Source organism: Alkaliphilus sp. B6464 (assembly GCF_018141165.1).
Classification (GTDB): Bacteria; Bacillota; Clostridia; order Peptostreptococcales; family Natronincolaceae; genus Alkaliphilus_B.
In genome coordinates this window covers 819,177-844,932 of sequence record NZ_CP058557.1, presented here as the reverse complement: position 1 = coordinate 844,932, position 25,756 = coordinate 819,177, and the positions used below count along the sequence as shown (strand labels likewise).

The following is a 25,756-nucleotide window of genomic DNA, read 5'->3' as shown; positions in this document are numbered from 1 at the left end:
ATTGAATTTATCAAGTTTAGCTGTAAAAAAACCCGTTACAATAACTATGGTAGTTTTGATTGTTGTACTTTTGGGAGTAATTTCACTAACTAGGCTACCTATAGATTTATTTCCCAAAATAGAAATACCTGTAGCTGTAGTATCTACCTCTTATACAGGGGCAGGACCACAGGAAATAGAAAACCTAATTACCAAACAAATTGAAGGGGCTATTGCCACTGTAGGGAATATAGATACTGTAAGTTCTATATCATCGGAAGGCAGTTCTATTGTGATTGCACAGTTTAACAATGGAACAGATATGGATTTTGCAGCATTAGAAATTCGAGAGAAAGTAGATTTAATAAAGGGCGTCTTACCAGATGGCGCAACTCAGCCTATGGTTTTAAAGATAGATCCAAACTCTACGCCTATTATACAGATTGCCATATCTACTAAGGGCGATTTAGCCGGGCTACAATCTTTAGCAGAAGATACATTTAGTCAAAGACTTGAAAGGTTAGATGGAGTTGCCTCTGTTAGTGTTGGTGGTGGATTTGTAAATGAAATAGAGGTAGCGGTTAATCAAAATAGTTTAGCTACTTATGGATTAAGTATAAATCAGCTTTCTCAATTATTGAGTGCATCCAATATAAATCTTCCTGGTGGAAGTGTAAACAAGGGAGAACAGAAACTAGCCGTAAGAGTTGTAGGGGAATTTAATAGCCTTGATGAAATAAAGAATATGCCTATTACTCTAGCTACTGGAGATGTCATTAGGCTACAAGATGTAGCTACAGTAAAGCTTAACCAAAAAGATATTAGTGCTATTTCAAGAACTAATGGAAAAGATAGTATTAATATTTCGGTACAAAAGCAATCTGGTAAAAATACAGTACAGGTAGCAGACTTGATTAATAAAGAAATCGAAGATCTTAGGAATGATTATCCTAATGTTGAAATCGATGTCGTGTTAGATAGCTCTACAATGATTAAGGACTCTATAAATACTGTAGTAAACAATGTTCTTATTGGCTCCGTGCTTGCTATTGTTATTCTATATATTTTCTTGAAAAATATAAGAACAACACTTATTATAGGAACCTCAATCCCTATATCTTTAATCGCTTCCTTTATACTATTATATTTTAATGGCATTACATTAAATATGATGACATTAGGTGGGTTGGCCTTAGCTGTAGGAATGTTGGTAGATAGTGCTATTGTAGTGCTTGAAAATATTTATCGATTTAGGTCTGAAGGATACTCTAGAAAAGAAGCTGCTATAAAAGGAGCATCGGAGGTAGGAATGGCTATTACAGCATCTACATTAACTACCATAGCCGTATTTTTACCTATAGTATTTATAGATGGAATGGTTGGAACAATATTTAAAGATTTTGCTCTAACCGTTACCTTATCCCTTGGAGCATCGTTAGTAGTGTCTTTAACTTTTATACCAATGTTATCTTCAAAGATTTTAAAGGTTGAATCTGAAAAGACAGATGGAAAAAAAAGAAAGTTGGAGTTTATATACAAAATCTTTGATAAGATATCTAATAAAATGGAAAATATCTATAAAGGGCTATTAATTAAGAGTCTTAAACGTAGAAAAACTACTATATTTATCTCAATAGTTATATTTGTTGTAAGTATAGCTAGTTTGGTCGGTGTAGGAATGGAGTTTTTCCCAACTACAGATGAAGGTACAATATCAATTAACATAAGTATGCCATTAGGTACTCAAACTGATAAAATAGACGGTATAGCACATATTATTGAAGAAAAACTAACAACAGTTAAAGAGGTAAATAAAGTATTTACCAATATAAGTGCTGGAAATGTTTTAATGGGAGGTCAAGCTGGTAGCAATAGTGGCTCGATTTCAGTAGGTCTAGTTAAACTAAATGAAAGAAATAGAAGTACGGATGAAGTTGCAGAAGAAATTAGAAATATTGTGAAGGATATTCCAGGTGCTGAAATTTCCGTACAAGGAACATCAAGTACTGCTATGATGATGGCAGGGAGTCCTATCAGTATAAGTATTAAAGGAAGTGAGCTAAAAGTACTTGAAGAAATATCTAATGACTTTAAAAATATTATTGAATCTGTAGAAGGAACTAGAGAAACTAAAACTAGTTTTAGTGAAGGAGTACCAGAAGTAGAAGTTTTAATAAATAAAGAAAGAGCTGCAGCCTATGGTCTAACCACTGCACAAGTCGCTTCTGCTGTTAGGGGGGCTGCAACAGGAACTACGGCTACCAGATATAAAGATAATGGTGATGAGATAGATGTAGTATTAAGATCTGTAGGGGATGTTACAGAAAGCTTGTCTAATTTTGAGCAGATAGATATAACTACCCCTACTGGGATAAACATACCGTTAAGTCAGGTAGCTGACATATCTGTAATTAAAAGTCCTGTTAGCATCAGTAGAGAAAATCAAGAAAAGGTAGTAACTGTTAACAGTCAAATTGTAGGAAGAGACTTACGAAGTATAGTTACAGATATAAATGCAGAACTTCAGGAATACCAATTACCTGAAGGATACTATTATAGTATGGGTGGAGAGAATAAAGAGATGATGGAAGCCTTCAGCCAGCTTTTATTAGCACTTGCCCTTGCTGTAATATTAATATATATGGTAATGGCAGCTCAATTCGAATCCTTAATTCATCCATTTGTAATTATGTTTACTATACCTTTGGCTTTCTCTGGAGGAGCTTTAGCTCTTTTCTTAACAGGCAGAGCATTTGGTGTAACTGCCTTTATAGGAGTAATTATGCTGGCAGGTATTGTAGTTAACAATGGTATTGTATTAATAGACTATATTAATATATTACGTAGTGAAGGTAAAGAAAGAACTGAAGCAATTACTATTGCTGGACCAGTTAGATTAAGACCAATTTTAATGACTACATTGACCACTATTCTAGGACTTATTCCACTAGCTCTTGGAATAGGTGAAGGAGCAGAACTACAGGCTCCAATGGCTACTGTAGTTATAGGAGGACTAGTTTTATCTACAGTTCTAACTCTAGTATTTGTGCCAGTACTATATACAATATTTGATGATATGTCCAACTCTTTTAAATCTAAAGTGAAGAAACTAAAGAAGAGTCCTTCAGAATCATAAGAAAATGAGGTGAAGAAGTGAACTCCTTAAAAGAACAAAAGAGAATTGACATTATTGAAGCTGCAACTAAGGTTTTTAGAATATATGGATTTCATAAGGCAAAAGTTGAAGTAATAGCGAAAGAAGCGGGAATTGGGAAAGGTACAGTATACGAATACTTTGATAGCAAAAAAGATTTATTTGAACAAGTGATAAAATATATGGCAGAAACTTATCTGGATATGGCACGTGAAGCAATGGATCTTGCTGAAACAGTTAAAGAAAAGCTAATAGCATTTGCACAGCATCATGGAAACTTTGTAAGTGAACACATGGACATGGCTGAAAATGTTATTCCAGGACCAGGATTTATGTCAGAGGAAATGAAGTATCAAATGATTGAAATGAAACAGTCAATATTTCTTCTAATTGATGAAGCCTTGGAAATGGGGATTGAAACCGGTGAACTTAGGCCAGATTTAAATAAAAGAATAGCAACATTCTCTATACTAGGAGCTATCAATCATAACTATGCGTTTCAAGTATATTTTAAAAGTATTAACCCAAAGGATATTGATTCTAGACCTATTATCGATACTGTCTTCAATGGTTTATCTAACAAATAATAAGATATTAAAAATTAATTTTATAGTATAATGAGCAATCAGTTCTAGACAGAAAGTTATAAAGTTAAAGAGATATAGCAAGGACAAATTCCTGTTATATCTCTTTTTAAGTTATCGATTAAAACCTTGGGATTGTAAATATGTAACAATTTAACTATATTAAAAATTTGCTTTTACCATATTACAGTGGTAGAATAATTATTATATTAAATAATGGCTATTCTAGTTTATAAGGGATATATTTTTTGTAGAAATAAATGGATAAATTCATCTTGTATTAAATCTACTAGCACATTAGGTTAAAGTATCTTAATATATATTATATGTATTTTACGAGGAGGATAAAAATGGGTAAGAATGTCCTACTAATTGGATTTTATAATGAAAAAGCATTAGGCGTTAGATATCTTTCCAATGCATTAAATACTAATGGATATAATGCTCACATCTTATATTTTAAAGAGTTTAATAGTGTTAATCCAAGTAAAGCCAGTCAAAAAGAACTTGATTTATTAGAAAATTTAATAAATGAAATTAAACCTTCCTATATTGGGTTAAGTGTTATGTCTTCTCTATATTTAGAGTCTGTATATTTAGTAAATGATAGAATTAGGGAGAAATCTAATGTACCAATTATTTGGGGTGGTGTGTATTCTACACTTTTCCCTGAAGAAGCATTAAAGTATGGAGATTATGTTATTCAAGGTGAGGGAGAGCTACCTTTAATAGAGCTATTAAACTCTTTAGAACAAGGTAAAGATCCTTCTCATATTGAGAATGTTGTATTACACAATGAACAAAAACAATTAGTTAAAAACTCATTAAGACCATTAGTTCAAGAATTAGATACGTTAGGTTATCCTAAGATAGGTGGAGATAATGTTTATTTTATCCATAACGATGAAATTGCATATGGAGATCCACAAATTAAAGGATTTACCTATGAATTAACTGCATCTAGAGGTTGTCCTTTCGCCTGTTCTTATTGTAGTTCTGTTAATTTAAAAAGAACTTATGCTGGAAAAGGGAGATATGTACGTTTTCGTTCTGTAGATAGTGTTATGCATGAGTTAAAAGAGGCTAAATCCTCTATTAAAAACTTAAAAGTTATTCATTTTTGGGACGAAATTTTCTCTGATGAAGAGGGCTGGATAGAAGAATTTAAAGAACGATATAAGAAGGAAATAGGTATTCCTTTCAAAATATGGGGACATCCACTAAAGATAAACGAAAGAATTATTAATAATCTTGTTGAAGCAGGTCTTTATCAAATTGTTGTAGGGATTCAAAGTGGTTCCCCTAGAATAAGAAAAGAGATATTCCATAGAAAAGAAAGCCAAGAAGAAATAATTAATGCTAGTCGTATTTTATCTAAATGTAAGGTTCCTAAGGTTATATATGACTTTATGCTACAGCATCCATTCGAAACCTTGGAGGATTTAAAGGAGACCTACAAACTTTGCTTACAACTGGAACCACCATTTGAACTACAGTTACATGGTCTAAATTTCTTACCAGGAACTGATATTATTGATAAAGCAATTGAGGCAAATCTTTTATCTGAAGAAGAATTGAATAGGATTATGTATAGCTCTATTCAAGAGCAATATGATATGTATTGGGGACCGGCAGCTGTTAATCAATTAAATGAAAGTAGCACATGGGTGGCTTTAACATATCTAACACAATTTCCTAAACTAAGACCTATGGTTGAAAATCTTGCTGCAGAAGTAGAAAAAGGAAATAAGGAAAATGTTGTTGTAAGGCTTCAAAAATTTATGAAGCAGGTTACAAGGTTTAGAAATTTAGCGGGTAAAGCAAAGCTAGTTATAAGTAAAAGCTAACATTATATAAAAAAATAGTTAAATATACAAATATAAATATAAATATCCACCAGCACTATGTTGGTGGATATTTATACGTTTGATTATAGAAAAATCTTAACTATTTTTTCTTAGCATTCATCGCATTCATTGCTGTATGTAATAATTTAACTGACTTAAAAATTTGCCCTATTATATACATAGTGGTAAAATATAAGCTATATTAATTAAATATTAAACAATGATTGCTTTAGTTAGAGAGGTGCATAATGCAAAATATAATTAATAAATTAGGTGAAAGATATGGCAAGTCTTATTTATGGATATTGCTATTTGCAGCTATTACATTTATAAAGGTTTTTGTAGTACAAAGATTTATGGAAGTATCGAATATATCACTATGGTTTATATGTATTAATCTCCTGCTTATATTTGGAATATATACAATTACTTTAGTATTACCAGACCGATGGAGAGTCCCAGGGCTATTTTTAATTTATGGACTGTTATCTACTGTAGCTTTTGCCGATATTGTGCATTTTAGATATTTCCGTGTACCAATATCCATATATTCTATTTATTCTGCAGGGCAGGTAAGTGCTGTAGGAGATAGTGTAAAAAGCTTGATTAAACCAGGGGATATTTTTCTTTTTATAGATATTCCTATATTAGCTTGTGTATTTTGGATAAAGAAGATTGCTATTAAAGCAAGTCTAAAGGATGAAAGAATAATTGCTTTTGCAACATCTATATTAATGGTATTTTCAATATCTTACCTAAATGGAGTTAAAGTAGATAAAAATATGTACACTGTTAATCAGTTAGGTCTACTTAACTACCATTTACATGACGCAGTCCAGTTTTTTAAACAGGATAAACTAGAAGATGTGAATATGCAAAGCTATTTAGATAGAAGAAATGGGAATAAAAAAAGAATAGAAGATTTAAAAGGTTATGGTATAGCAAAAGGTAGAAATGTATTTGTTATTCAGGTAGAAGCTTTGCAAAACTTTGTTATTAATAAAGAGATTGAGGGTAAACCTATAACCCCTGTATTAAATAGCTTGGTTAACAAAGATAGTTTCTATTTTGATAAATATTTTCAGCAACTAGGGAGAGGAAATACCTCTGATGCAGAGTTTGTATCCCATAGCTCAATGTATGCTTCTATGCGATCATTTTCATATAAAGAGTATGAGGGGGTAGATTTATATACCCTACCTAATGCACTAAAGGCAAAGGGCTATAGTACTATTGCTTTTCATGGTAATGATCCCGAGTTTTGGAATAGAAAAAATGCATATCCCGCGCAAGGATTAGATAAATTTATTAGTGTAGATAAGTTGAATAGTGATGAGGTTATTGGGCTAGGTATTTCAGATGGATCTTTATTTAAGCAGTCTATTGATTATTATAAGGAATTAAAAGAGCCATTCTATAGTTTTTCTGTTACCTTAACCAGTCATCATCCGTTTGTTATTCCAGAAAACTTTAAAGGGTTAAGTGTACAGGGAGAGTATAAAGATACTATGCTTGGAAATTACGTCGAGTCAATTAATTATTTTGATACAGTGCTAGGTGAGTTTATTGAAGAGTTAAAGCAGGAAGGTTTGTACGATAATTCTGTTATAGCTATTTATGGAGATCACTTTGGTATTGAAATGCATGACTCTGAAATTAGAAAGCAGGCTTCTAGTTTTCTTAATAGGGAGTATAACTATGAAGACTTATTAAATATTCCTCTAATTATACATGTTCCAGGTGCAGGAGTAGAAGAAACTATATCTACAACTGGTGGGCAACTTGACTTTTTCCCTACAATGCTAAATATTATGGGAGTTGCACCTTCATCCGATTTCTTAATGGGGCAGGATTTATTAAATGCGAAGGAAGGCTTTGTTGCCCAGCAAAATGTTATGAATAAAGGGTCTTTTATTGACGATGAGAAGATATTTGAAATGTCTAGTGATGGTAGGTTCGAAAATAGTAAGGCATGGAGCTTGCATACTGGTGAGCCTGTAGATTTAGAACTATGTAGGGAGGGTTATGAAAGAGCAATACAAGATATTAATCTGTCGAACTATTTAGCAGATAGCTATGTAAAAGGCGACAAGGTTGTAGAGGTAGATAAAGATAAAAAAATTACTTTTACTGATATACTTGACCATAGATCAGAAGAAGCTATCGAATATATGGCAGAGAAAGAAATTGTAAGTGGACATTCAGATTCTAGATTTTATCCTGATAATCCTATTAAAAAATCAGAGTTCTTAAAGATACTTCTATCTGCATTAGTTATAGATGTAGATACAAGTACTGGTGGAGATTGGTGGGCACCTTACGCTAATGCAGCTATAGAAAAAAATATTATTAATGATGCAGAGCTTACAAATTCTTCCCAAGCAGACGAGTTTATTTCTACAGAACAGGCCTTAATATGGTTAGAGAAGGCGGTTAAGGAAGATGACACCTTTGACTTAGATCCAGAGGATGGTATTGATAATATTAGTAAGGATTTAAATTTAGATAGTACTGATAAGCTAACTAGAGGTTTGACTGCGGAGATTTTGTATAAGGTTATAAATGGATAGTGTAGCACAACAATATAAAGCAAACTAATATTTGTCTAACCTACATTAAGTGGTTTCGCTTCCAGCGAATGATTTGATTAGCACTTAATCTATTCGACATGTTGGAGTGAAATCATTTTTGTTTTTAAATAAAGTTTAATAAAATCAATGATTAAAAATATGAAATTTACTAAAGTATTAATGAGGTGAATTAAATGAAAAAAACCGCAATACTTTTAATGATGTTAACTATATTTTCTAAAATATTTGGTTTTGCGAGGGATATTATTCTCTCATATTTTTACGGTGCATCAAATATAAGTGATGTCTATTTAATATCTACCACTATACCAATTGCAATCTTTTCGTTTGTAGGGGTAGGTATATCTACTGGTTACATACCTATGTATAGTAAAGTAGAGAATAAAAAAGGAACAGAGAAAGCGAATCAATTTACTAGTAATCTTGTAAATACATTATTAATAATATGTACAGCCTTAGTTATATTTGGACTTGTATTTACAGCTCCCTTGGTGAAATTATTTGCATCAGGTTTTGAGGGCGAGACTTTAGATCTAGCTATTAAGTTTACTAGAATAAGCATAGCTGGAATTTATTTTTCCACACTTATATTTGTATACAGCGGATTTTTACAGATTAAGGGTAACTACATTATACCAGCTTTAATAGGATTTCCTTTGAATATTGTTACTATACTCTCTATAGTTGTAAGTGCGAGGACTGATGTTGTAGTTTTAGCTATAGGTGGTATTATTGCTAGTATGGCACAGCTGGCGTTTATAGTGCCATTTGTATATAAAGAAGGATATAAATATAAGTTTATATTAAATATAAAAGATAAATATATAAAAAGTATGGCTTATATGGCAATACCTGTAATAATAGGAGTATCTGTTAATCAAATTAATACTTTGGTTGATAGAACATTAGCATCTAATTTAGCAGTAGGCGGAATATCAGCTCTTAACTATGCTAATAAACTAAATGGTTTTGTTCAAGGAATATTTGTTATGTCATTGACGACTGTAATGTATCCCGCAATATCTAAAATGGCAGCAGAAAAGAACATGGAAGGACTTAAAAAGTCTGTATCAGAAGCTATAAGTAGTATTAATCTGTTAGTTATACCTGCCACAGTAGGAGCGATGGTATTTGCAGGTCCAGTAGTTAATCTTTTGTTTGGTAGGGGAGCTTTTGATGCTGGGGCAGTAACCATGACATCTAGTGCTCTATTTTACTACTCTATAGGTATGATAGGGTTCGGTTTAAGGGATGTATTGGCAAGAGCTTTTTATTCCCTGCAAGATACTAAGACGCCTGCTATAAATGCAGCAATAGCCATGTTTATAAATATAGTATTAAATATTATACTTTCTAAATTTTTAGGCATAGGTGGGCTTGCTCTGGCAACGAGTATATCTGCTATATTTTGTACTGGGCTATTATTTACAAATCTTCGTAAAAAGATAGGTCCATTTGGTATGAAAAGCATAATCGTATCCTTTATGAAAATACTATGTGCCTCATTAGTTATGGGAATAATAGCTAGATTATCATATAATAGTTTACTTAGGATTATTGGCGCTAATTTATCCTTAGTAGTTTCAATAGGCATAGGTGCTGTAATATATTTCATTATTATCTATTTTATGAAGATAGAAGAAGTGGATACTATGATAAATGTGGTAAAGAAAAAACTAAAAAGAAGTGTAAACAATGATTAAAAATGAAAGACAAATAATTAATATAATATCATGGACAGATGAAGGATGTATTAATTGATTTAGCTAAGAGCACAATATAACCAACGGACAGTAGGGGTATCCCTATATACCGTTGGTTTATTTATTATATAGATGGTAAGTATTCTGAAATTATTGTTTCTCTGCAACTAAAACATTTTTCAGCATATCTCTTAAGCTCTCTATTTCTCTAGATATTGCCTTTATGTCCCCTTTTGTAGCTGGATAAAAATATTTAGCAGTTTCTTCTTCTACTAGTAAGCTCTGCTTTTGCTGACCAATTTGTAGTTTTGCAGAAATTTCTCCCTGGTGATATCTCTTTTTAAGTGTTGTTATCGAGTTAAGACTTTCTATTTTATAGCCATTTTTCATATAGATGATTGGATGTTTTTTATCCAATCTATCTATTTCATAAAAGTTAATATAGCTAACTGAAGAATCCTTTTTAACTTTAGGAAGTCTAGTTTTTATACAAATAAAAAGCGTGTCTTTGCTTATAGGTAGTGGTATGTAGTATCTGGAGTTGAGTAGCTTTTGCTGCTTTTTTCTAAGCTTCTTTAGATCTATAGTGTGATATTTTAAAATAGCCTGCAGAGTCGAGTCTACAGATTGTTTTAGTAGTATTTCTCTACCATTTTGGAAAACCATTTTAGTGCAGTTTCCCATATTCTTTTCATAAACTGCTAGCATACAGGTAATTCTCTCTTGTTCTTTTAACATCTCATTTAATCTTTTCAAGTTATCACCTCTATTTAATTTTTTTACCCCCTAGTTAATTCCATTATATCATGTTTTAGGGATAGAGCAAACATATGTTCTTAGGGCCTATAAAAAATATATTGCTTGCAGGAAACACACCTATTTTGTCGAAATAATGAATATAATATCAAATATTACGAAAGTATTACAATATACATATTGCATAAAGAAAATAACTTATTTTGCCGATATAAGTATATAAAGCACATTTTTTTATGGAATGTTTTTAATGTTTTTTAAGTAGAATTTTGTTAAAAGGTGTATCGAAAAGTTTTATGCTAGTGCGGCTTTAGTTATATTAACTACAAATTAAAAGGAGATTATAGAATATGACTTTTCATAGGTATAAAGATAAAATAGTAAAGGGACTTGCTATATTACTAGCATCTTTGATGATTTTAGGTGCTTTAGCACCAGTTGTTTTTGCAGATGAACCTACAGAAATTACTGAAGAGAATAATGGTAATGAATACGAAGATAACGACGCTGACGGTGAAAATAATGGTCCTGAAAACCCTGTAGAAGAAGTAAAGCCTTTAGTGTGGAATATCAGCCTATATCCTGAGTCGAGGGATGAAGACGATTGGTTTAATGAAAATACCCTGTACCATCGAATCAGAGGGCTTTATTACAGAGACCTCAATAATGATGGAAGAAGAATGGAACGCCTTTTCGTAAGAATGGATTTTACGGTAGATGAAGGAGAGCTTACATTTTCGAACATCAACAACCTAATTGCTGGTGTAGGCGTATATAGCGACAACAGTAATATTTCCATGGTGGATGTGGATTTTTTAAATGAGATTTATAACATGACAACAAACAATGAAGATACAGGAAAAAATGAACAACAAGAATTCATCGATCGATATATTTTTAGTTACAATACTACTGATAAAACTAGGGCTACTTTGTATGTGCCAATAAAGCCGTTAATGTCCCATATGAAGTATACAGTACGGTTAAGCCCTGGTGTAGTGGAGGTTACCAATACTACCAGACCCAACACCACAAACGAGACTAGGCTTTGGACATTTAATACAATGGCAGTACCTTCCATAGGGGAAGCAGATGTAATTGTACAGTCCATATTAGAAGATTATGATGTGACGGAGCCAATTATTATAAACGGTAAATTTTTGGATCGGTCTGTAGAAGTGTTTTTTAACGATATTAGGGCCTATAGAGTCAACCTTAGGGAAGATGGAAACCAGCAGTATTTAGAAGTGTATCTACCAAGAGGAAGAAACAAGCTAGAGGCTGGACTATATAGTATTATCATACAAAATAGCGGTCAGCATGTCAGAGAGCTTTATGGCACCTTAAGTGTTGTACCATCATCTGGATACAGGCTTCCTCCTACAGAAGACTTTAGCTATGGAGTTGCCACTCCATATGGCAATGTTTCTGGTCTAAGAAGAGGAGAGATTATAAGACTGGATCATCTTGAACCATTTAAAGAGCAGACCCTAAGGAATTCTTTACAGGGGTACATATTACGTTCTCCAATAGTAGAGATAAGCAGCAGCAATACTAATTTATCTCGATTTTCTGCTGAGATACCAATGGATAATGGACAATATGAAAAATATAAAGTTTTGAGATATAACGATGTATCGAGACTTTGGGAGGAAGAAAGCAGTTATCTTATAAATGTAGTAGACCAAAAAGCAGATATATTAACCTATACGACGGGTATATACGTTGTTGTAGAACCAAAGTATTAGAAAAGTGAGGTGGAGGATATGCAGCATATATTAAATAACAAAGATCATAAGAAAAAAAGTTTTAAATATAAAAATATAATAAGCTTATTTTTGGCAGTTATATTTATTATAGGCGCTATGCCTTTAGATGTGGTGTATGGGGATACCTATACCATATCAGAAATTAGACTGTTTAAAACATTTGAAGGATTGACTGAAACCTATACTGTATCTATTTTTGGTACTGGGCTTAAAAGTGCCTCTATAATGTATATGCGAGACGGAGGTAGCTTATATGAGCCTTTTACAACTGAGATTTCAGGAGGAACTGACTTTTTAAGACAATTTAAAGTAGACCCAGGAACAAAAATTTCAGAAATTAGGGCAGGAACTATTAGTTTTCTAGTAAATGAGACAAATATGCCAAGGGTAACCAGTGTTACTCCTGCACAGGTGGATTTAAAGAGTACTTCTCCCAGCCCAAAGGCTACAATAAATGGAGAAAAATTTAATAATTTCGGTTCTCATCCTACTAATGGAGAAACTACTATTAGAATAGGAAATGACGATCTTACAGGTATTTTTACAACATTGCCTATAAGCAATTCAGTAACTTTAGAAGAACCTACTTTAAGATCTTTGGGTCACGGAATAAAGAATATCGTCATTAATAATGAAAAAAACGTAAATGATGTAAAAATAACAACGACCTATAATCATAACAAAGCTTTTAGAATATATGAAAGCATCAATATAGATCAAAAAAATATTACTATTTTTCCTAATAGAGGAAAGATTGGAACCAATGTAAATATCACCATAAAAGATGATGATGAAGATTATTCTGTTTTTTTCTTGTCCAACGAAACGGACAAATTCATGTATGAAAATATGGGGGAAGACCCGTATTATCCAGTAGTAACCTCTGATGACGACGGAAGAATAAGCGTAAAGGTTCCTAAGGGTTTATCTCCTGGGACCTATAAAGTGGTTATTACAAATAATTTAGATAGTTTTGTTAAAAATCCTGGACAGGATTTAACGAATTTAGTTATAAAACAACAGACGATTGGAGAATTTGTAGTTGTAGATGCTGAGGTTGGACCGACTATCATAAAAACCTCACCTTCGGAGGGAACTAATGCAGGGGCATACCTTACAATATATGGGCGTAGATTCGAAGAACTGGATATAACAGGACTAGTTGGTGTAAATGACACTGTAGATACTACGGATAAACTAGAAGTTACCACCAGCGGTACCGATGGACTGACTAGGCTTAGAATCAACTATTATGACGATAATACTGATCCTAGTATCGCATATAATGGAAAACAAGTAAAACATTTAACTAGGGACTTCTTAGTTATAATAGGAAGAGATGCTTTATTTGAAGAAGACTATAAGGGGAACCATGTATTTCGACATGGTGACAGTAACGAAGACCAGCTATATGTAAAGACTAAGACAATAGAAGAAATAGGCTTAAAAGATGTAATCATGGAGATAACCACTACCATTACAGTAAATAGTGGAGAAACCTTTGTATTTACAGAAGCAGCAGAGTTAGCTAATGGATATAGATTCTTAGCCAGTCATCAAGATCCCCAAATAGACAAGGTTACGCCAGATAAAATACAGGTAGAGAGCGTAGCAATTCCTAAAACTACAAATGATACTATTTTATCAATACAGGGAAATGGGTTTAATGTATTTAGATACGCAGACGGTGTAGATATGAAAACCAATTACCCAAAAGTAATCATTGGTGGAGCAGGAGAAAGTACAGCGGACATTATAATAGAAAGATCACCCGATGGAAAGGTTTATTATAGTACAAAAGATGCAACAGAGTCTACTGGCTATAAAAAAGAAGAGAGAACAGGTGTAATATTTGAGGTTTTAGATAAAAATGGCAATATCGTAACTGGAATTGGAGGCAATGAAACAGGTACATCTCTCGTTCTTACCATTCCAGAGGGACTAGGAGTATCTCCTTCTAATATTAATACTGCCATATCGGTTTCTGTAGCCAACCCTAAAAGAGATTCTGCTGAAAGAGGGCTTTACAGTATTAAACACGATGCTATCACCTTTGTTACAGTTACTAGCAGTCCTATAATAGAAAAAGTAGATCCTTATATCGTTACCGTAGACGGTGGAGAAGATGTTGTAATAGAGGGACGTAATTTTCAAGATGGGATCAAGGTATTTATCGATGGAAAAGAAGTAACCAATGTAGTGAGAGATATAGATAAAATAACAACGAGAGGTACATTAAAATTCAAGGCACCTAAGGGCAGAGAAGGTGCAAATATCATTCAGATAATGAACCCCGATGGAGGCAGCGATACCCATCAGTTCATCTATGTACAGACTATGCGAATAGACCCTAGAATTACTACAATAGCCCCGAACAAGGGAACCGAGGATACCTTAGTGATTATAAAGGGCGACAACTTTTTAAAACCAGATCAAACTGTAACGAATATTGATGGTTTAGGGCTTTATAAACTAATTGGAACTAGAGTATATTTGGGAAATGAGGATGTCAATAAATATACTACGGATCCTAGTGGTTTAGAAAAATACGAATCTCCAGATATAAACTTAAGAGAAAAACTTTTTAAAATAGAACCAGACCCAAGAACGAATCTGAAAAGACTTATGCTTTCTGCTTACTATAAAAGTGCTGTAATATCTGCTGGAGAAGAACATTACACCATCAGCGTAGATTATGAAGGAAATCCAGTGATTTTAGGAAAAAATGAAAGCTACACCATTAAGCTAATAGGGGAAGACATAAAAGCGATAAATAGCTCTGGAGAAATTCTGGATAATGTGGTTATTGATAAGGATACAAGTGCTATAACGATTGATGGCCAACCATTAGATATAATTTTTGACTATAGCTTGTTTTCTGTAAACACAAATGAAGTTGGTACAAAAAGCTTAAGAGTAGCGGATTACTACGATAGTTTAATACTTCAGCAAGGAGCTTCTTATTATACAATAGAAGTAAACGACGCAGGCAGAGTTACGCTTTCTGATGGCAAGAATAATGTATACGAAATTAAACTAGATGGCAGGGATATTGTTGCAATTCGAGGTAGTAATTCAGATGTAGTAACAGTAAATAATGATTCTATAGTAATTGACGGAGAGATCTTTGAATTCAAAACACCTTACGCTCAAGACCCATCAACTGGAATCATTACTGGACACAGAGCGAAGGTAAAAAATAGAAATGAAATATGGGTTACTATACCTAAAAAAGATATTCCGGGTTTTTACGATGTAACGGTAAGAAACCCAGACACCAAAAGCTTTACTGTTAAAAATGGATTTGAATATCTAATACCTCAATCGAAGCCTATGATTAACTATATATCTCCTAGTCAGGGCTCTGTAGAGGGTGGTTATGAAGTAGTAATATATGGAGAAGGCTTCCAAAATACAACAGAAGTATATATTGCTGGTGTTAAAGTACCGGACAAGGATGTAAAAATAGATACAGTAAACTATACCAGTATCACTGTAACTGTTCCGAAATATCCAGGAGATATTAACACAGACTTTATTACAGACAAGAAGTTTGTACCTGTCACTGTGTTAAATGAAGACGGCGGACACCACAGTAAATACGATTTATTTGCTTATGTAATAGCCTCCAGCAGACCTAGGATAGATCGAATTAATCCAGTAAAGGGAACGGCAGCAGGTGGCGATGTTGTAGAAATATGGGGATACGATTTTAGATATTATGAACCATATAAAGGTAAGATTCCTACTTCTTCAGATGATGATTTTGACGATTTAGATAAAGACGGCAAATGGACAAATTATAAAACAGAAAAGGATGCGCCGCAGAGACCATTAGACCATCCTATTTTCACAGAGTACAGCGATTCTCCAGTGCTGCCTTCCGTGTATTTTGGAAGAGAAAAAGCAAAAATAGTAGAGTTTAGAGAAGGCTATATGAAGGTTATTGTACCTACAAGCACCGCAATAGGTGCTGTAGATGTATACATTATGAACAATGATTCTGGAAGATCTAACAAAGTTAGATTTACTTATGAAGGTTCAAATCCTACAATCAAAAGCATTTTACCGAATGTCGGTAAAAAACAAGGTGGCGAAAAGGTAGATGTAATTGGCAGCAGCTTTAAATTAAATACTATAGATTTAATAGATAAGGACAAAGTACAGACCAGAGCAAACACTTATTTAGTTAAGTTTGGAGAAATAAGCAACAGTCAAATACCTAGAGAAGCTGAAAACTCTGGACTTATAAACCAAGGAATGGCAACGGTTAACTTGGCAGGAGATTTAAAAGTAGAGCATAAGGTTGTAGACGGTGCATATAGAATTACAATCAGCTTAACAGAAGACAAAGTAACATACACAGAAGAATACACCTATGATTCAGGAGCAAAGTATATAGATGTTAAAGGTTTAAAGGATAAGGATAATAAGGATAACAGCTACACAGGTAATGAACTTATAAAGGTTGAAGTAAAAGACGGCAGGCTTCTAGTAACTAGAGGATATTCGCCACAGGTAAGAGAAACCTTCAAAGATCAGCTAGAGGTTATAACACCTACTTACTATACTGTAGGAAATATTAACGTAGTGGTAGAAAATCCAGATGGCGTATCAAACAAGGCTGTTTATCAATATAAAAACCCAGACAGTCGCCCTCAAATTACAAACATTACCAGAGATGGTCAGCAGCCACAACTAGGAGACAATGGTGCCATTAAGATTTTAACCGTCAACATGAAGGGCGGTAGCACCATAGTTATCGAAGGTAGGGACTTCAGAGATGTAGATCATATCCAAATAGGAAATATCCTTAAAATAGATGCGAAGGACATCTTAGTAAATGAACCAAACCGGCTAGTATTTAAAATGCCAGCGGTAAATGAAAGTGCATTAGCGTTCCTACATAAGGTTGTTGTAGTCAATGACGATGGTGGTACGGCTTCCTCCGATGCAGCTTCACCACCAATATATATCCAGTTTATTAAAGGAGAATCCAGTCCACAAATAGAAAGCATTACTCCTCCTAGAGGACCTGCTAGTGGTGGAAATTCTGTTATAATAAAAGGTAAGGACTTTAGAGAAACAATGGAGGGGTATACAGGTTCAAAGTTAAAAGTATATTTTGACGGACAGCCGGTACCAGATAAAGATGTAAACGTGATAGATCATAAGACTATTTCAGTAGTGGTGCCTTCTGGAACACCTGGTTCTGTAGAAGTTAAAGTAGAAAACCCAGACGGGGAAATGTCCAATGCAGTAAACTATACTTACGCAAGTAATCCAAGGATAACAGCAGTAGTAGACCCGTTAGATCCTACAGAAAAATCAAGGATTTCTGTCATATCTATTTTAGGTGGACAGGAAATTAAGCTAAAGGGCTCAGGATTTATGGCGGGTGCTAAGGTGTACTTTAATCCGAAGATTACTCCTGCAGATGAAAGTACAGGAAACAATAAAAACCTAATATATATAGAGGGAATTCCATATATATTAGAATCCGGGACTGAAGGAACGGATTACAATTTTATAAACAGTGAAACTGCAACCATAAAAACACCACCAGGAAAAACAGAGGATTTCGGTGTAATCATAGTTAACCCAGACGGTGGAGCCAGCCCAATATATACGAATCTAACCTATGGCTTACCAGAGATCACAGCACCTACAGGCGTGGTGGCAGAGCTGGTGTACGACAGATTTATTAGAGTACATTGGAACCCAGTATCTGGAGCAACTGAGTATGAGATTTTTGTTGTAATAGATGATAAAAATACGGAACTGATAGGATCTACAGAGCTTACTTCCTTTGCATATAACGATCTTGAGCCTAGAACCAGATATAAGTTTATTGTAAAGGCTGTAGGAGACTTTGGCTCTTCTAAACCTTCTATGGAAAGTAACACTGTAAGGACTGGTTCTGAAGTAGGCCCTCCAGATGAAGATGGAGGCTTAGTAGAAAATACTACTATGTCTAAAACAGGAAACACTGCTAATGTTGTAATTGGTACAAAGGATAGAAACAGAGGTACTATAGTAATAGATTTAACTAGAGGTGCTTTAGCGGGTAGTAAAGAGCTAGTTGTTTCTATTCCAGCTAGTGTAGTAGTAGATAATGACAGTAGAAATATTCAAGTAATAGGCAAAGATTTTACCCTTCAGCTCCAAACTGCAGTCTTTAATGTTGCAAATGTTAGAGAAAATAGAAATAAAGCTGATGCTGGGGTAAGGTTTGTAATTTCAGAGGATAGTGGTAATACACAAGTTTTATCTGGAAATCAGCTATCAACTGTGTATAATCTAAAGGCGTCAATATATGTTGGACAAACCACATCACCTATGGATTATTTAGCTAGTGCAATGAGTTTTACATTAGATTATGACGAGCAAAAAGCTAGTTTAAGAAAATTAACTGAATTAGATTTTAATTATTTCGATCCTGTTAAAAACACTTGGGAGCCACTTGCAACTTCTTCTAAGAACTGGATAGGTTCGGCATCTAGTGGAGTTATCCGCTTAGGTAAGTATGCTATTATTGGTAGTAGGAGGTAAAATAATGAAAAAAATGTTTATATTAATTTTAGCACTAACTTTATTATCCTCAGTTTTTACCTATGGAAATATTAATCAAGTGTATAGACAGGGATTTGTTGAAGGATATTTAAGAGAACCATTAAAAGAAACATTGGAAATAGAGAGCTATGAGGGCGGGATGTACTCCCTTCCTCTAAACCCTAATACTATCTATACAATTGACTCTCAACCTGTTAATGCATCTAATTTTATGGCAGGTATGGAAGTTTATGCACAGATAGAGGGAAGGAGAGTTGTTGCAATAGAGGGATATTCAACTAGTTCTTTAGGATATATCTCTCCTGGAAGCAAGATAAGGACTGGAAGGGTTTCGAGGATAGATCGCAACCAATTGGTATTAAAGCTAGCAACAGGAGTGGAAGAAACATTTTTAACTATGCCTGGTACTATTACTCTAAAGGATGGGAAAAATGTATCTTTAGACACTTTATATGTAGGGGATAGGGTAAAGCTACATTTTGATGAAGTAAATACTAATATTATTAGTCGTATTAGTATAGAAGGCGACTCTATTCGTATTAAAGGCCTTTATAAAGGCAAACTAAACTTTGTAGATGGCTATGAAGATAAGATTACTATAAGTGATGTTCAACATCTTAATAATGGTAGCTGGAAGCAATTATCAGCTTCTATGACTATACCATATAATAAGCAATCGCCTCTTTATGTAGGGGGATACTCTGTTTCCTATGATAACCTAAAATATTATCGTGGAAAAACTGTTTATTTAGCTATGAAGGACTTCTTTGGCAAGGATCAGGTGGAAAGAATGGTTGTGCAAAGTCAATATGAAAGTACATATTCTGATAAAATTCAGGATATAAACTGGTTTACTGGTGGATTTGAGTTAAAGAACAATAGAAACATTGGTTTTCATGATGGGACTATCGTTATTAAAAATGATAGACTAGTAGATAACTTTGCTTTAAATGTTAAGTCTGATGTGTTTGTTGTAGCAGATGGAAGAGGCATGGATTCTAGTGCAGATGTAGTATATGTTTTAAATGAGGAAGTTAATAACTCTAATATTGGTCAGCACTATATTTATGCTGGTAGAATGGATCAAATAGTAGAAGATCGCCTATGGCTAAAGGACTTCTTCTTATTAGAAGAAAACGATTGGCAGTCATTTGACGGTGAAAAGGAGCTATTCTTCGATAACGACACAGATATTTATGACTTAACTAACAATAAAAAAATAACTATAAAAGAGTTTTACAGTGGGGATTATGCAGTAGATGAAAGCTCTAGGTATGCTAAAGATAAACGTCTTAAGGATTGGCATAGCTATGTTTATACCGATGGAGATAGAATAAGTGCTATTATGGTACAAAAGAATATGGATTCTCTCCTAAGACAGAGGGTAACCAATGGTGTAATTTCTTCTGTTACTAATGATAATCTAGTTGGCTGGGGAATTAGCATTAAAAATGCTAGAGATTGGAGTAGTAGAAGGTCTCAGTGGATGGAGAAAAATGCAGATCTTCAGGTTAATTTAGAAAAAGCATTATTGATTAAAGACGGTAAACAAATTGAGCCATATGATCTAAAGGCGGGAGATCGTATTTATTTAGTACGTGATGACTTCTATGGTAAGGTACTTATTGTGAAGTAGAATGGCCGAGTGTATTTTTTATCAAAGCCCCAAATTGATTACTTATAATACATAATAAGAGGAGGGATATTTTGAAAAGGGCTATCTTAATTTTAATGATACTAAGTTTAATTATTGTACCAGTAAATGTTATTGCTTCCCCTCCTGAGTTTTCGGGTGGTGTTAACAACGAGTATGAATACGAAGAAGTAGTTTTTCTCACTGGCGAGCCAGTAAAGTTTATAGGTACTGTAAGCATAACTGAAAAAGATAAAACTGATTCAAAAACTATTAGCTACAGTTTTAAACTGGCTCCAGAAGATAAGTCTATAAAGGGTAAGCTAGATCGTCGTATTTCCTATACTATTCAATACGATACCCGTAGTGATAAAGGACAAACTATAGGACAGATGAGTGTTAGTAGCTATAGAGAAACTATAGATGTAGATGAAGACCGGTTTGAATTAAAGGATTATCAGTTTTCAAAATCTGATGTTATTGACAACAGACCTGCTTCTGATTTTTCTTCAGGAAATATAAAAGGCCGTAAGGTTTATACTATTAACAAAACAGAAGGAGAGGCTATTGTAGACATTAGTGGTGGTAGCGTTGGATATGAAAACTTTTGGGGTGCAACGGAAACCCAAATTATCGATTTTGTATTTGAAGTAGAAAGACAGACAGCAGAAGATCGACGACCTACTAGCTGGCAAGGCACTGTAAGAAGTCAAGTTTCTGATAGCATGACTAAGGAACTTAGATATAGTGGTAACGAAGCTAATCTGTCTAGCTTTAATGGTGGGTATATTAGAACAACTAATAGTGAGATTGTATCTAAGTACGAATATGATCTTCCGCTAATAGACAGAAATGGAATAAATAATAGAAGACGAGATCGTGGAACAATATCATTATCTAAGCAAAAAGTTCCTAAAATTGAAAGATTGATAGTACCTAAATTTAGAGATTTAGGAGGACATTGGGCAGAAAGCCATATTAATAAGCTATATTCATTAGATGTATTTGATGAAGTATCTACATTTTTTGTACCTGATGTACCTATGACTAGGGAAGAGTTTACAAGGGCAGTTATTAGGGCAAGTGATATTAGACCTACTGAGGATCCTAAAAAGCGAACTAGCTCGAGGAGAAAAGATCCAGAAGTTTCACCATTTGTAGATGTTTCAGTAGAAGATATTAATTATGAATACATTAAAAATGGGGTTGCAAAGGGAATAATTCAAGGTGTATCTGAGAATAAATTTGCACCTAAAGATTCATTAACTAGGGCTCAAGCTATTACTATTATTATCCGTGTATTAGGATTTGAGAGTAAAGCGCCTACACCAGGCTACTATACATCATTTTCCGATGATAGACTAATACCAGCATGGGCTAAGGATAGCATTTATATGGCAAAGGAAATAGGCTTAGTACAAGGAGATCAGTTAAATAGGGTAAATCCGAATCAGGTATTAACTCGTGCTGAGGCTTCTGCTATCTTAGTAAGATTTTTAGAGTTTTTAGAGAAAGATCTACAACAGGATTATAGAGAAAATATTATTTTATTTAATTAAGCACGAGAATGTTTTTCTCTAATAATAGAGAGGGACATTCTCGTTTTTATTACAAAACAATGACAAATCATAATATATTAATAAAGATGAAGGAAAAACAAGGTTTGTGTAGAATTATATACTAAATATAGAAATGAGAAATATATAAGAGGAGGAGAAAAAAATAATGAGTCGAACAAAATTTAGGACAGCTGTTGCTATGGTTACACTATCTGTTACGCTAAGTAGCGCTTTATCCTTTGCTGCACCAACAGTTTTTACTGATATTAGCGGTCATTGGGCAAAGGAATATATAGAGGATATTTATAATCGTAAAATTACAACGGGTTACCCAGATGCTACATTTAAACCACAAGGAAATATTACAAAGCTAGAGACTATAGTTATGATATCGAAGCTTATGGGTTATACCGATAATGAGGCAGGATATTATACAAATAAATATAAGCAAGAATTAGAACAGTATAAGATTCCGGCTTGGGCTCAAGGTGCAACTGCCTATGCTCTTTTTAATGATATTTTATTAAAGGAAGATTTAACGGGATTAGTATCCTCTGGTAAAAATTTAGATGCTAAGCGTCATGAAGTAGCTACTTATATTGGAAGGGTTCTACAGTACGGAGCTGGTGAACAGATCGGAACTATATATGTAATTCCTTATATAGATGAAATGAGTATTCCAACAGCAGCTGCACCTTATATTGATTTATTATTGAAAAAAGGAATATTGGATAAGGAAAGTAATAATGGACGTTTCTTACCTGACAATTTGATAAGTAGGGCAGAAGTTTCTAAGCTTGCTTCATTGGCTGCTAAAATTTTGGATAAAGGCTCAAGCGGCAATCCTACAACACCACCTACTACAACACTACCTCCTACAAATACAGTAAGAGAAACGATTAATGGAGAGGTAGATAATGTTATTTTAGGTACTAAAAACATTATTTCTATAGCAAATGGAAGTAAACAGCAGATTTATGATATTGCTTCTAATGCAAATATCACTGTTGATGGTAAAACTGCTACTGCAAAGCAACTAGAAATAGGACAGTCGGTAACTGCTATAGTTGAGGATGACATTATAATAGATATAAAGGCAATTACAACTGAAGAAGTATTAGAAGGTTATTTTTATTATTACTTAGAGGGAAGAGATCCTAAGGTATTTATTAAGGATGATAAAGATAATGTAAAGGGATTATCATTTACCACAAGCAGTAAGGTATATTTAATGGATAAGTCTGTTAATATAAAAGATTTAACTCCAGGTGATATAATTTATATTACACATATTGATGAAGAAATAATTAAGATAGAAGCTGAAACAAAGGAAAAGACTCTAGATGGTGTAGTTAAATCTAAGGGCGGCAGTAAGGATAAATATACTTTAGAGGTGCTACTAGACGACAATACTAGAGAGACATTTACTATTACTTCTAAAGCTACTTTAAAAAGAGATCGTAAGACTGTATCCTTTGATGAAATAAAAGTAGGTGATGAAGTAAAAATTACTAAAGAATATGAAACGGTAACCTATGTAAATGCTTCTAGTGTACAAGAGACTGTAGAAGGTTATATTAAAAAGATTGATATTGGACAGAAAACCCAAATAACTATCGAAAAAGATGATAAAACTACGGAAACATTTGTATTAACACCTAATACTACAATAATGATAGAAGATGAAAAGGCTGGAATTTACGATTTAAGACTGAATTATCAGGTGGAGCTAGAAATAGAAAATGGCGAAGTAGTAAGTATGGAAACCTATCGCAAGCTTAAAGGCGCTAGCTATGAAGGTAAGGTTACCTATATGGATTCTAGAAAAGGGAATATAGAACTTCAAGTAGGAGCACGGGAAGAAATAATAGTAGATGTAGATGATAATACTATTTACAATGATGAGGATGGAAGAATAATAAGATTTAGAGATATAAATGTAGGAGACGAAATAGTTATTTATGCAGAGGATAATGGTAACTATATAGTAGCAAAAAGAGTATTGGTTATGATAAGAAGATAAAAATAAAAAGATCACTCTAATTAATTTTAGGGTGATTTCTTTTATTATTGACCTATAATATGTTTAACTTCATAGGTACAAAGAACAATAAAAAAACCTCAGGATAAGCCTGAGGTTTAAATTAAATATTAAAGTTATTTTATTGCTTAAATAGTGGTATAAGACCTGATATTAAGATATATCCTATAGCTAGTGGAGCTACATATTTAATAGCAAATGCCCAACATTTTCCGATTGTGAATTTAACTTTTCCTTGATTTGTAGCTTCAGCAAGAGCTTTATCAGTACCCCATACCCAACCAACAAAGATTGCAAGTGTTAATGCAGCTAATGGTAGAAGTAGGTTATCTGTAATAATACCCATTGAATCAAAGAAGTTAGTACCGGCAATAAATGTAACATTTCCTAGTACAGGACCGTTAGCTAATGAAGAAGGTACACCGATAAGGAATGCAAGAATTCCTAATCCAATTGTTGCCTTTTTACGATCCCAGTTAAACTCGTCTACTGTTAAAGATACTGCTGCTTCTAATAAAGACATAGAAGATGTGACAGCTGCAAATAAAACTAATACGAAGAATAATACAGCAAATAATTGTCCAAGAGGCATTTTAGCGAATACACCTGGTAATGTTACAAATAAAAGACCAGGTCCACCAGCCGGGTCAAATCCTAAAGCAAATACTGCTGGTAAAATTGTAAGTCCTGCAAGTAAAGCTATTATTGTATCAAGTGCAGGAATAATAAATGAAGACTCTACAAGGTTTTCATCTTTGCTAAGGTAGCTACCATAAGTAACAATAACACCCATACCAAGGCTTAGAGAGAAGAATACTTGTCCTAAAGCGCTTACAACAACACTCATATTTAATTTTGAGAAATCTGGTTGTAGAAGGTACTTAACACCTTCCATAGCACCTGGAAGTGTTATAGATCTTATCATTAATACGACCATCATTATGAATAAACCTGGCATTAAAATTTTAGAAGCTTTTTCAATACCACCACTAATACCACCCATAACTATACCTAATGTCATTAACATAAATATAGCGTGATAAATAAGTGGCTCTACTGGAGCACCTATAAAGCTTGTAAATACACCTTCAAGGGTAGCAAGGTCTGTTGTATTAAATGCACCCGTAAGAGCTGAAATGATATATTTAATAATCCATCCACCGATAACACTATAATATGTTACGATTAAGAAGGAAGCTAATACTCCTATAGCTCCAACCCATGCCCATTTTTCTTTAAGTTTTCTATAGGCACCTACTGGGCTAAGCTGTGTATTTCTACCAAGTACAAGCTCTGCCATCATTAAAGTAAAACCAATTAATAATACTAGTCCAAGATAAATTACTACGAATACCCCACCACCATTTTGCCCAGCAAGGTAAGGGAACTTCCAAAGGTTACCTAGTCCAACAGCAGAACCAGCAGCAGCAAAGATAAATCCAAGCTTGGAACCCCACTGATCTCTTTCTTGTTTTTCTTTTAAATCTGTCATAACATAACCCCCTAATAAAAAATTTTGAAAATAATAAAAATTAAAAATAAAAAAATAAAACTTAAAAAATATAAT

The 25,756-nt window shown here is 33.6% G+C and carries 12 protein-coding genes; 10 read left to right on the top strand and 2 right to left on the bottom strand.

Going from position 1 to position 25,756, the window contains the following annotated elements; genetic code table 11:
• Position 1 precedes the first annotated feature (1 nt).
• The 5 genes from HYG84_RS04115 (at position 2) to murJ (ending at position 9,858) form a co-directional block, all read left to right on the top strand.
• Positions 2–3,115 carry an efflux RND transporter permease subunit gene (locus tag HYG84_RS04115; RefSeq protein ID WP_212380865.1) on the top strand — a complete coding sequence of 1,038 codons (3,114 nt, stop codon included), beginning with the start codon at positions 2–4 and terminating at the stop codon, positions 3,113–3,115.
• 17 nt (positions 3,116–3,132) lie between these two features.
• Positions 3,133–3,720: a TetR/AcrR family transcriptional regulator gene (locus HYG84_RS04110; RefSeq protein ID WP_212380864.1), complete on the top strand. Its 588-nt coding sequence runs from the start codon at positions 3,133–3,135 to the stop codon at positions 3,718–3,720.
• A gap of 347 nt (positions 3,721–4,067) precedes the next feature.
• Positions 4,068–5,564, top strand: coding sequence for a B12-binding domain-containing radical SAM protein (locus tag HYG84_RS04105; protein WP_212380863.1), 1,497 nt, complete (start codon positions 4,068–4,070; stop codon positions 5,562–5,564).
• Between the two features lie 248 nt (positions 5,565–5,812).
• On the top strand, positions 5,813–8,134 hold the full coding sequence (locus tag HYG84_RS04100; RefSeq protein WP_212380862.1) for a sulfatase-like hydrolase/transferase: 2,322 nt from the start codon (positions 5,813–5,815) through the stop codon (positions 8,132–8,134).
• A 194-nt stretch (positions 8,135–8,328) separates the two neighbouring features.
• The gene (gene murJ, locus HYG84_RS04095; RefSeq protein ID WP_212380861.1) at positions 8,329–9,858 is read left to right on the top strand and encodes a murein biosynthesis integral membrane protein MurJ; all 1,530 of its coding nucleotides are present in this window, start codon (positions 8,329–8,331) and stop codon (positions 9,856–9,858) included.
• 150 nt (positions 9,859–10,008) lie between these two features.
• Here murJ and HYG84_RS04090 read toward each other — a convergent pair whose 3' ends face one another.
• The gene (locus HYG84_RS04090) at positions 10,009–10,614 is read right to left on the bottom strand and encodes a hypothetical protein (protein WP_212380860.1); all 606 of its coding nucleotides are present in this window, start codon (positions 10,612–10,614) and stop codon (positions 10,009–10,011) included.
• Between the two features lie 350 nt (positions 10,615–10,964).
• Between HYG84_RS04090 and HYG84_RS04085 the strand changes: the two genes are divergently transcribed.
• The 5 genes from HYG84_RS04085 to HYG84_RS04065 all read left to right on the top strand — a co-directional run bounded on the left by HYG84_RS04085 (position 10,965) and on the right by HYG84_RS04065 (position 24,171).
• Positions 10,965–12,362, top strand: a complete 1,398-nt coding sequence (locus HYG84_RS04085) for a hypothetical protein (protein WP_212380859.1) — start codon at positions 10,965–10,967, stop codon at positions 12,360–12,362.
• Between the two features lie 18 nt (positions 12,363–12,380).
• The gene (locus tag HYG84_RS04080; protein WP_212380858.1) at positions 12,381–18,935 is read left to right on the top strand and encodes an IPT/TIG domain-containing protein; all 6,555 of its coding nucleotides are present in this window, start codon (positions 12,381–12,383) and stop codon (positions 18,933–18,935) included.
• A 4-nt stretch (positions 18,936–18,939) separates the two neighbouring features.
• Positions 18,940–20,592, top strand: coding sequence for a hypothetical protein (locus tag HYG84_RS04075; protein ID WP_212380857.1), 1,653 nt, complete (start codon positions 18,940–18,942; stop codon positions 20,590–20,592).
• Positions 20,593–20,663: 71 nt separating this feature from the next.
• Positions 20,664–22,148 carry an S-layer homology domain-containing protein gene (locus HYG84_RS04070; RefSeq protein WP_212380856.1) on the top strand — a complete coding sequence of 495 codons (1,485 nt, stop codon included), beginning with the start codon at positions 20,664–20,666 and terminating at the stop codon, positions 22,146–22,148.
• Positions 22,149–22,314: 166 nt separating this feature from the next.
• Positions 22,315–24,171: an S-layer homology domain-containing protein gene (locus tag HYG84_RS04065; protein ID WP_212380855.1), complete on the top strand. Its 1,857-nt coding sequence runs from the start codon at positions 22,315–22,317 to the stop codon at positions 24,169–24,171.
• A 139-nt stretch (positions 24,172–24,310) separates the two neighbouring features.
• Here HYG84_RS04065 and HYG84_RS04060 read toward each other — a convergent pair whose 3' ends face one another.
• Positions 24,311–25,681 (bottom strand): sodium-dependent transporter, encoded by a 1,371-nt coding sequence (locus HYG84_RS04060; RefSeq protein ID WP_212380854.1) that lies wholly within the window; start codon positions 25,679–25,681, stop codon positions 24,311–24,313.
• Between the last annotated feature and the right edge of the window lie 75 nt (positions 25,682–25,756).

Coding starts and splice junctions, on each gene's coding strand:
- HYG84_RS04105 (WP_212380863.1), top strand. CDS start 4,068: ATGGGTAAGAATGTCCTACTAATTGGATTTTATAATGAAAAAGCATTA.
- murJ (WP_212380861.1), top strand. CDS start 8,329: ATGAAAAAAACCGCAATACTTTTAATGATGTTAACTATATTTTCTAAA.
- HYG84_RS04100 (WP_212380862.1), top strand. CDS start 5,813: ATGCAAAATATAATTAATAAATTAGGTGAAAGATATGGCAAGTCTTAT.
- HYG84_RS04085 (WP_212380859.1), top strand. CDS start 10,965: ATGACTTTTCATAGGTATAAAGATAAAATAGTAAAGGGACTTGCTATA.
- HYG84_RS04065 (WP_212380855.1), top strand. CDS start 22,315: ATGAGTCGAACAAAATTTAGGACAGCTGTTGCTATGGTTACACTATCT.
- HYG84_RS04075 (WP_212380857.1), top strand. CDS start 18,940: ATGAAAAAAATGTTTATATTAATTTTAGCACTAACTTTATTATCCTCA.
- HYG84_RS04060 (WP_212380854.1), bottom strand. CDS start 25,681: ATGACAGATTTAAAAGAAAAACAAGAAAGAGATCAGTGGGGTTCCAAG.
- HYG84_RS04080 (WP_212380858.1), top strand. CDS start 12,381: ATGCAGCATATATTAAATAACAAAGATCATAAGAAAAAAAGTTTTAAA.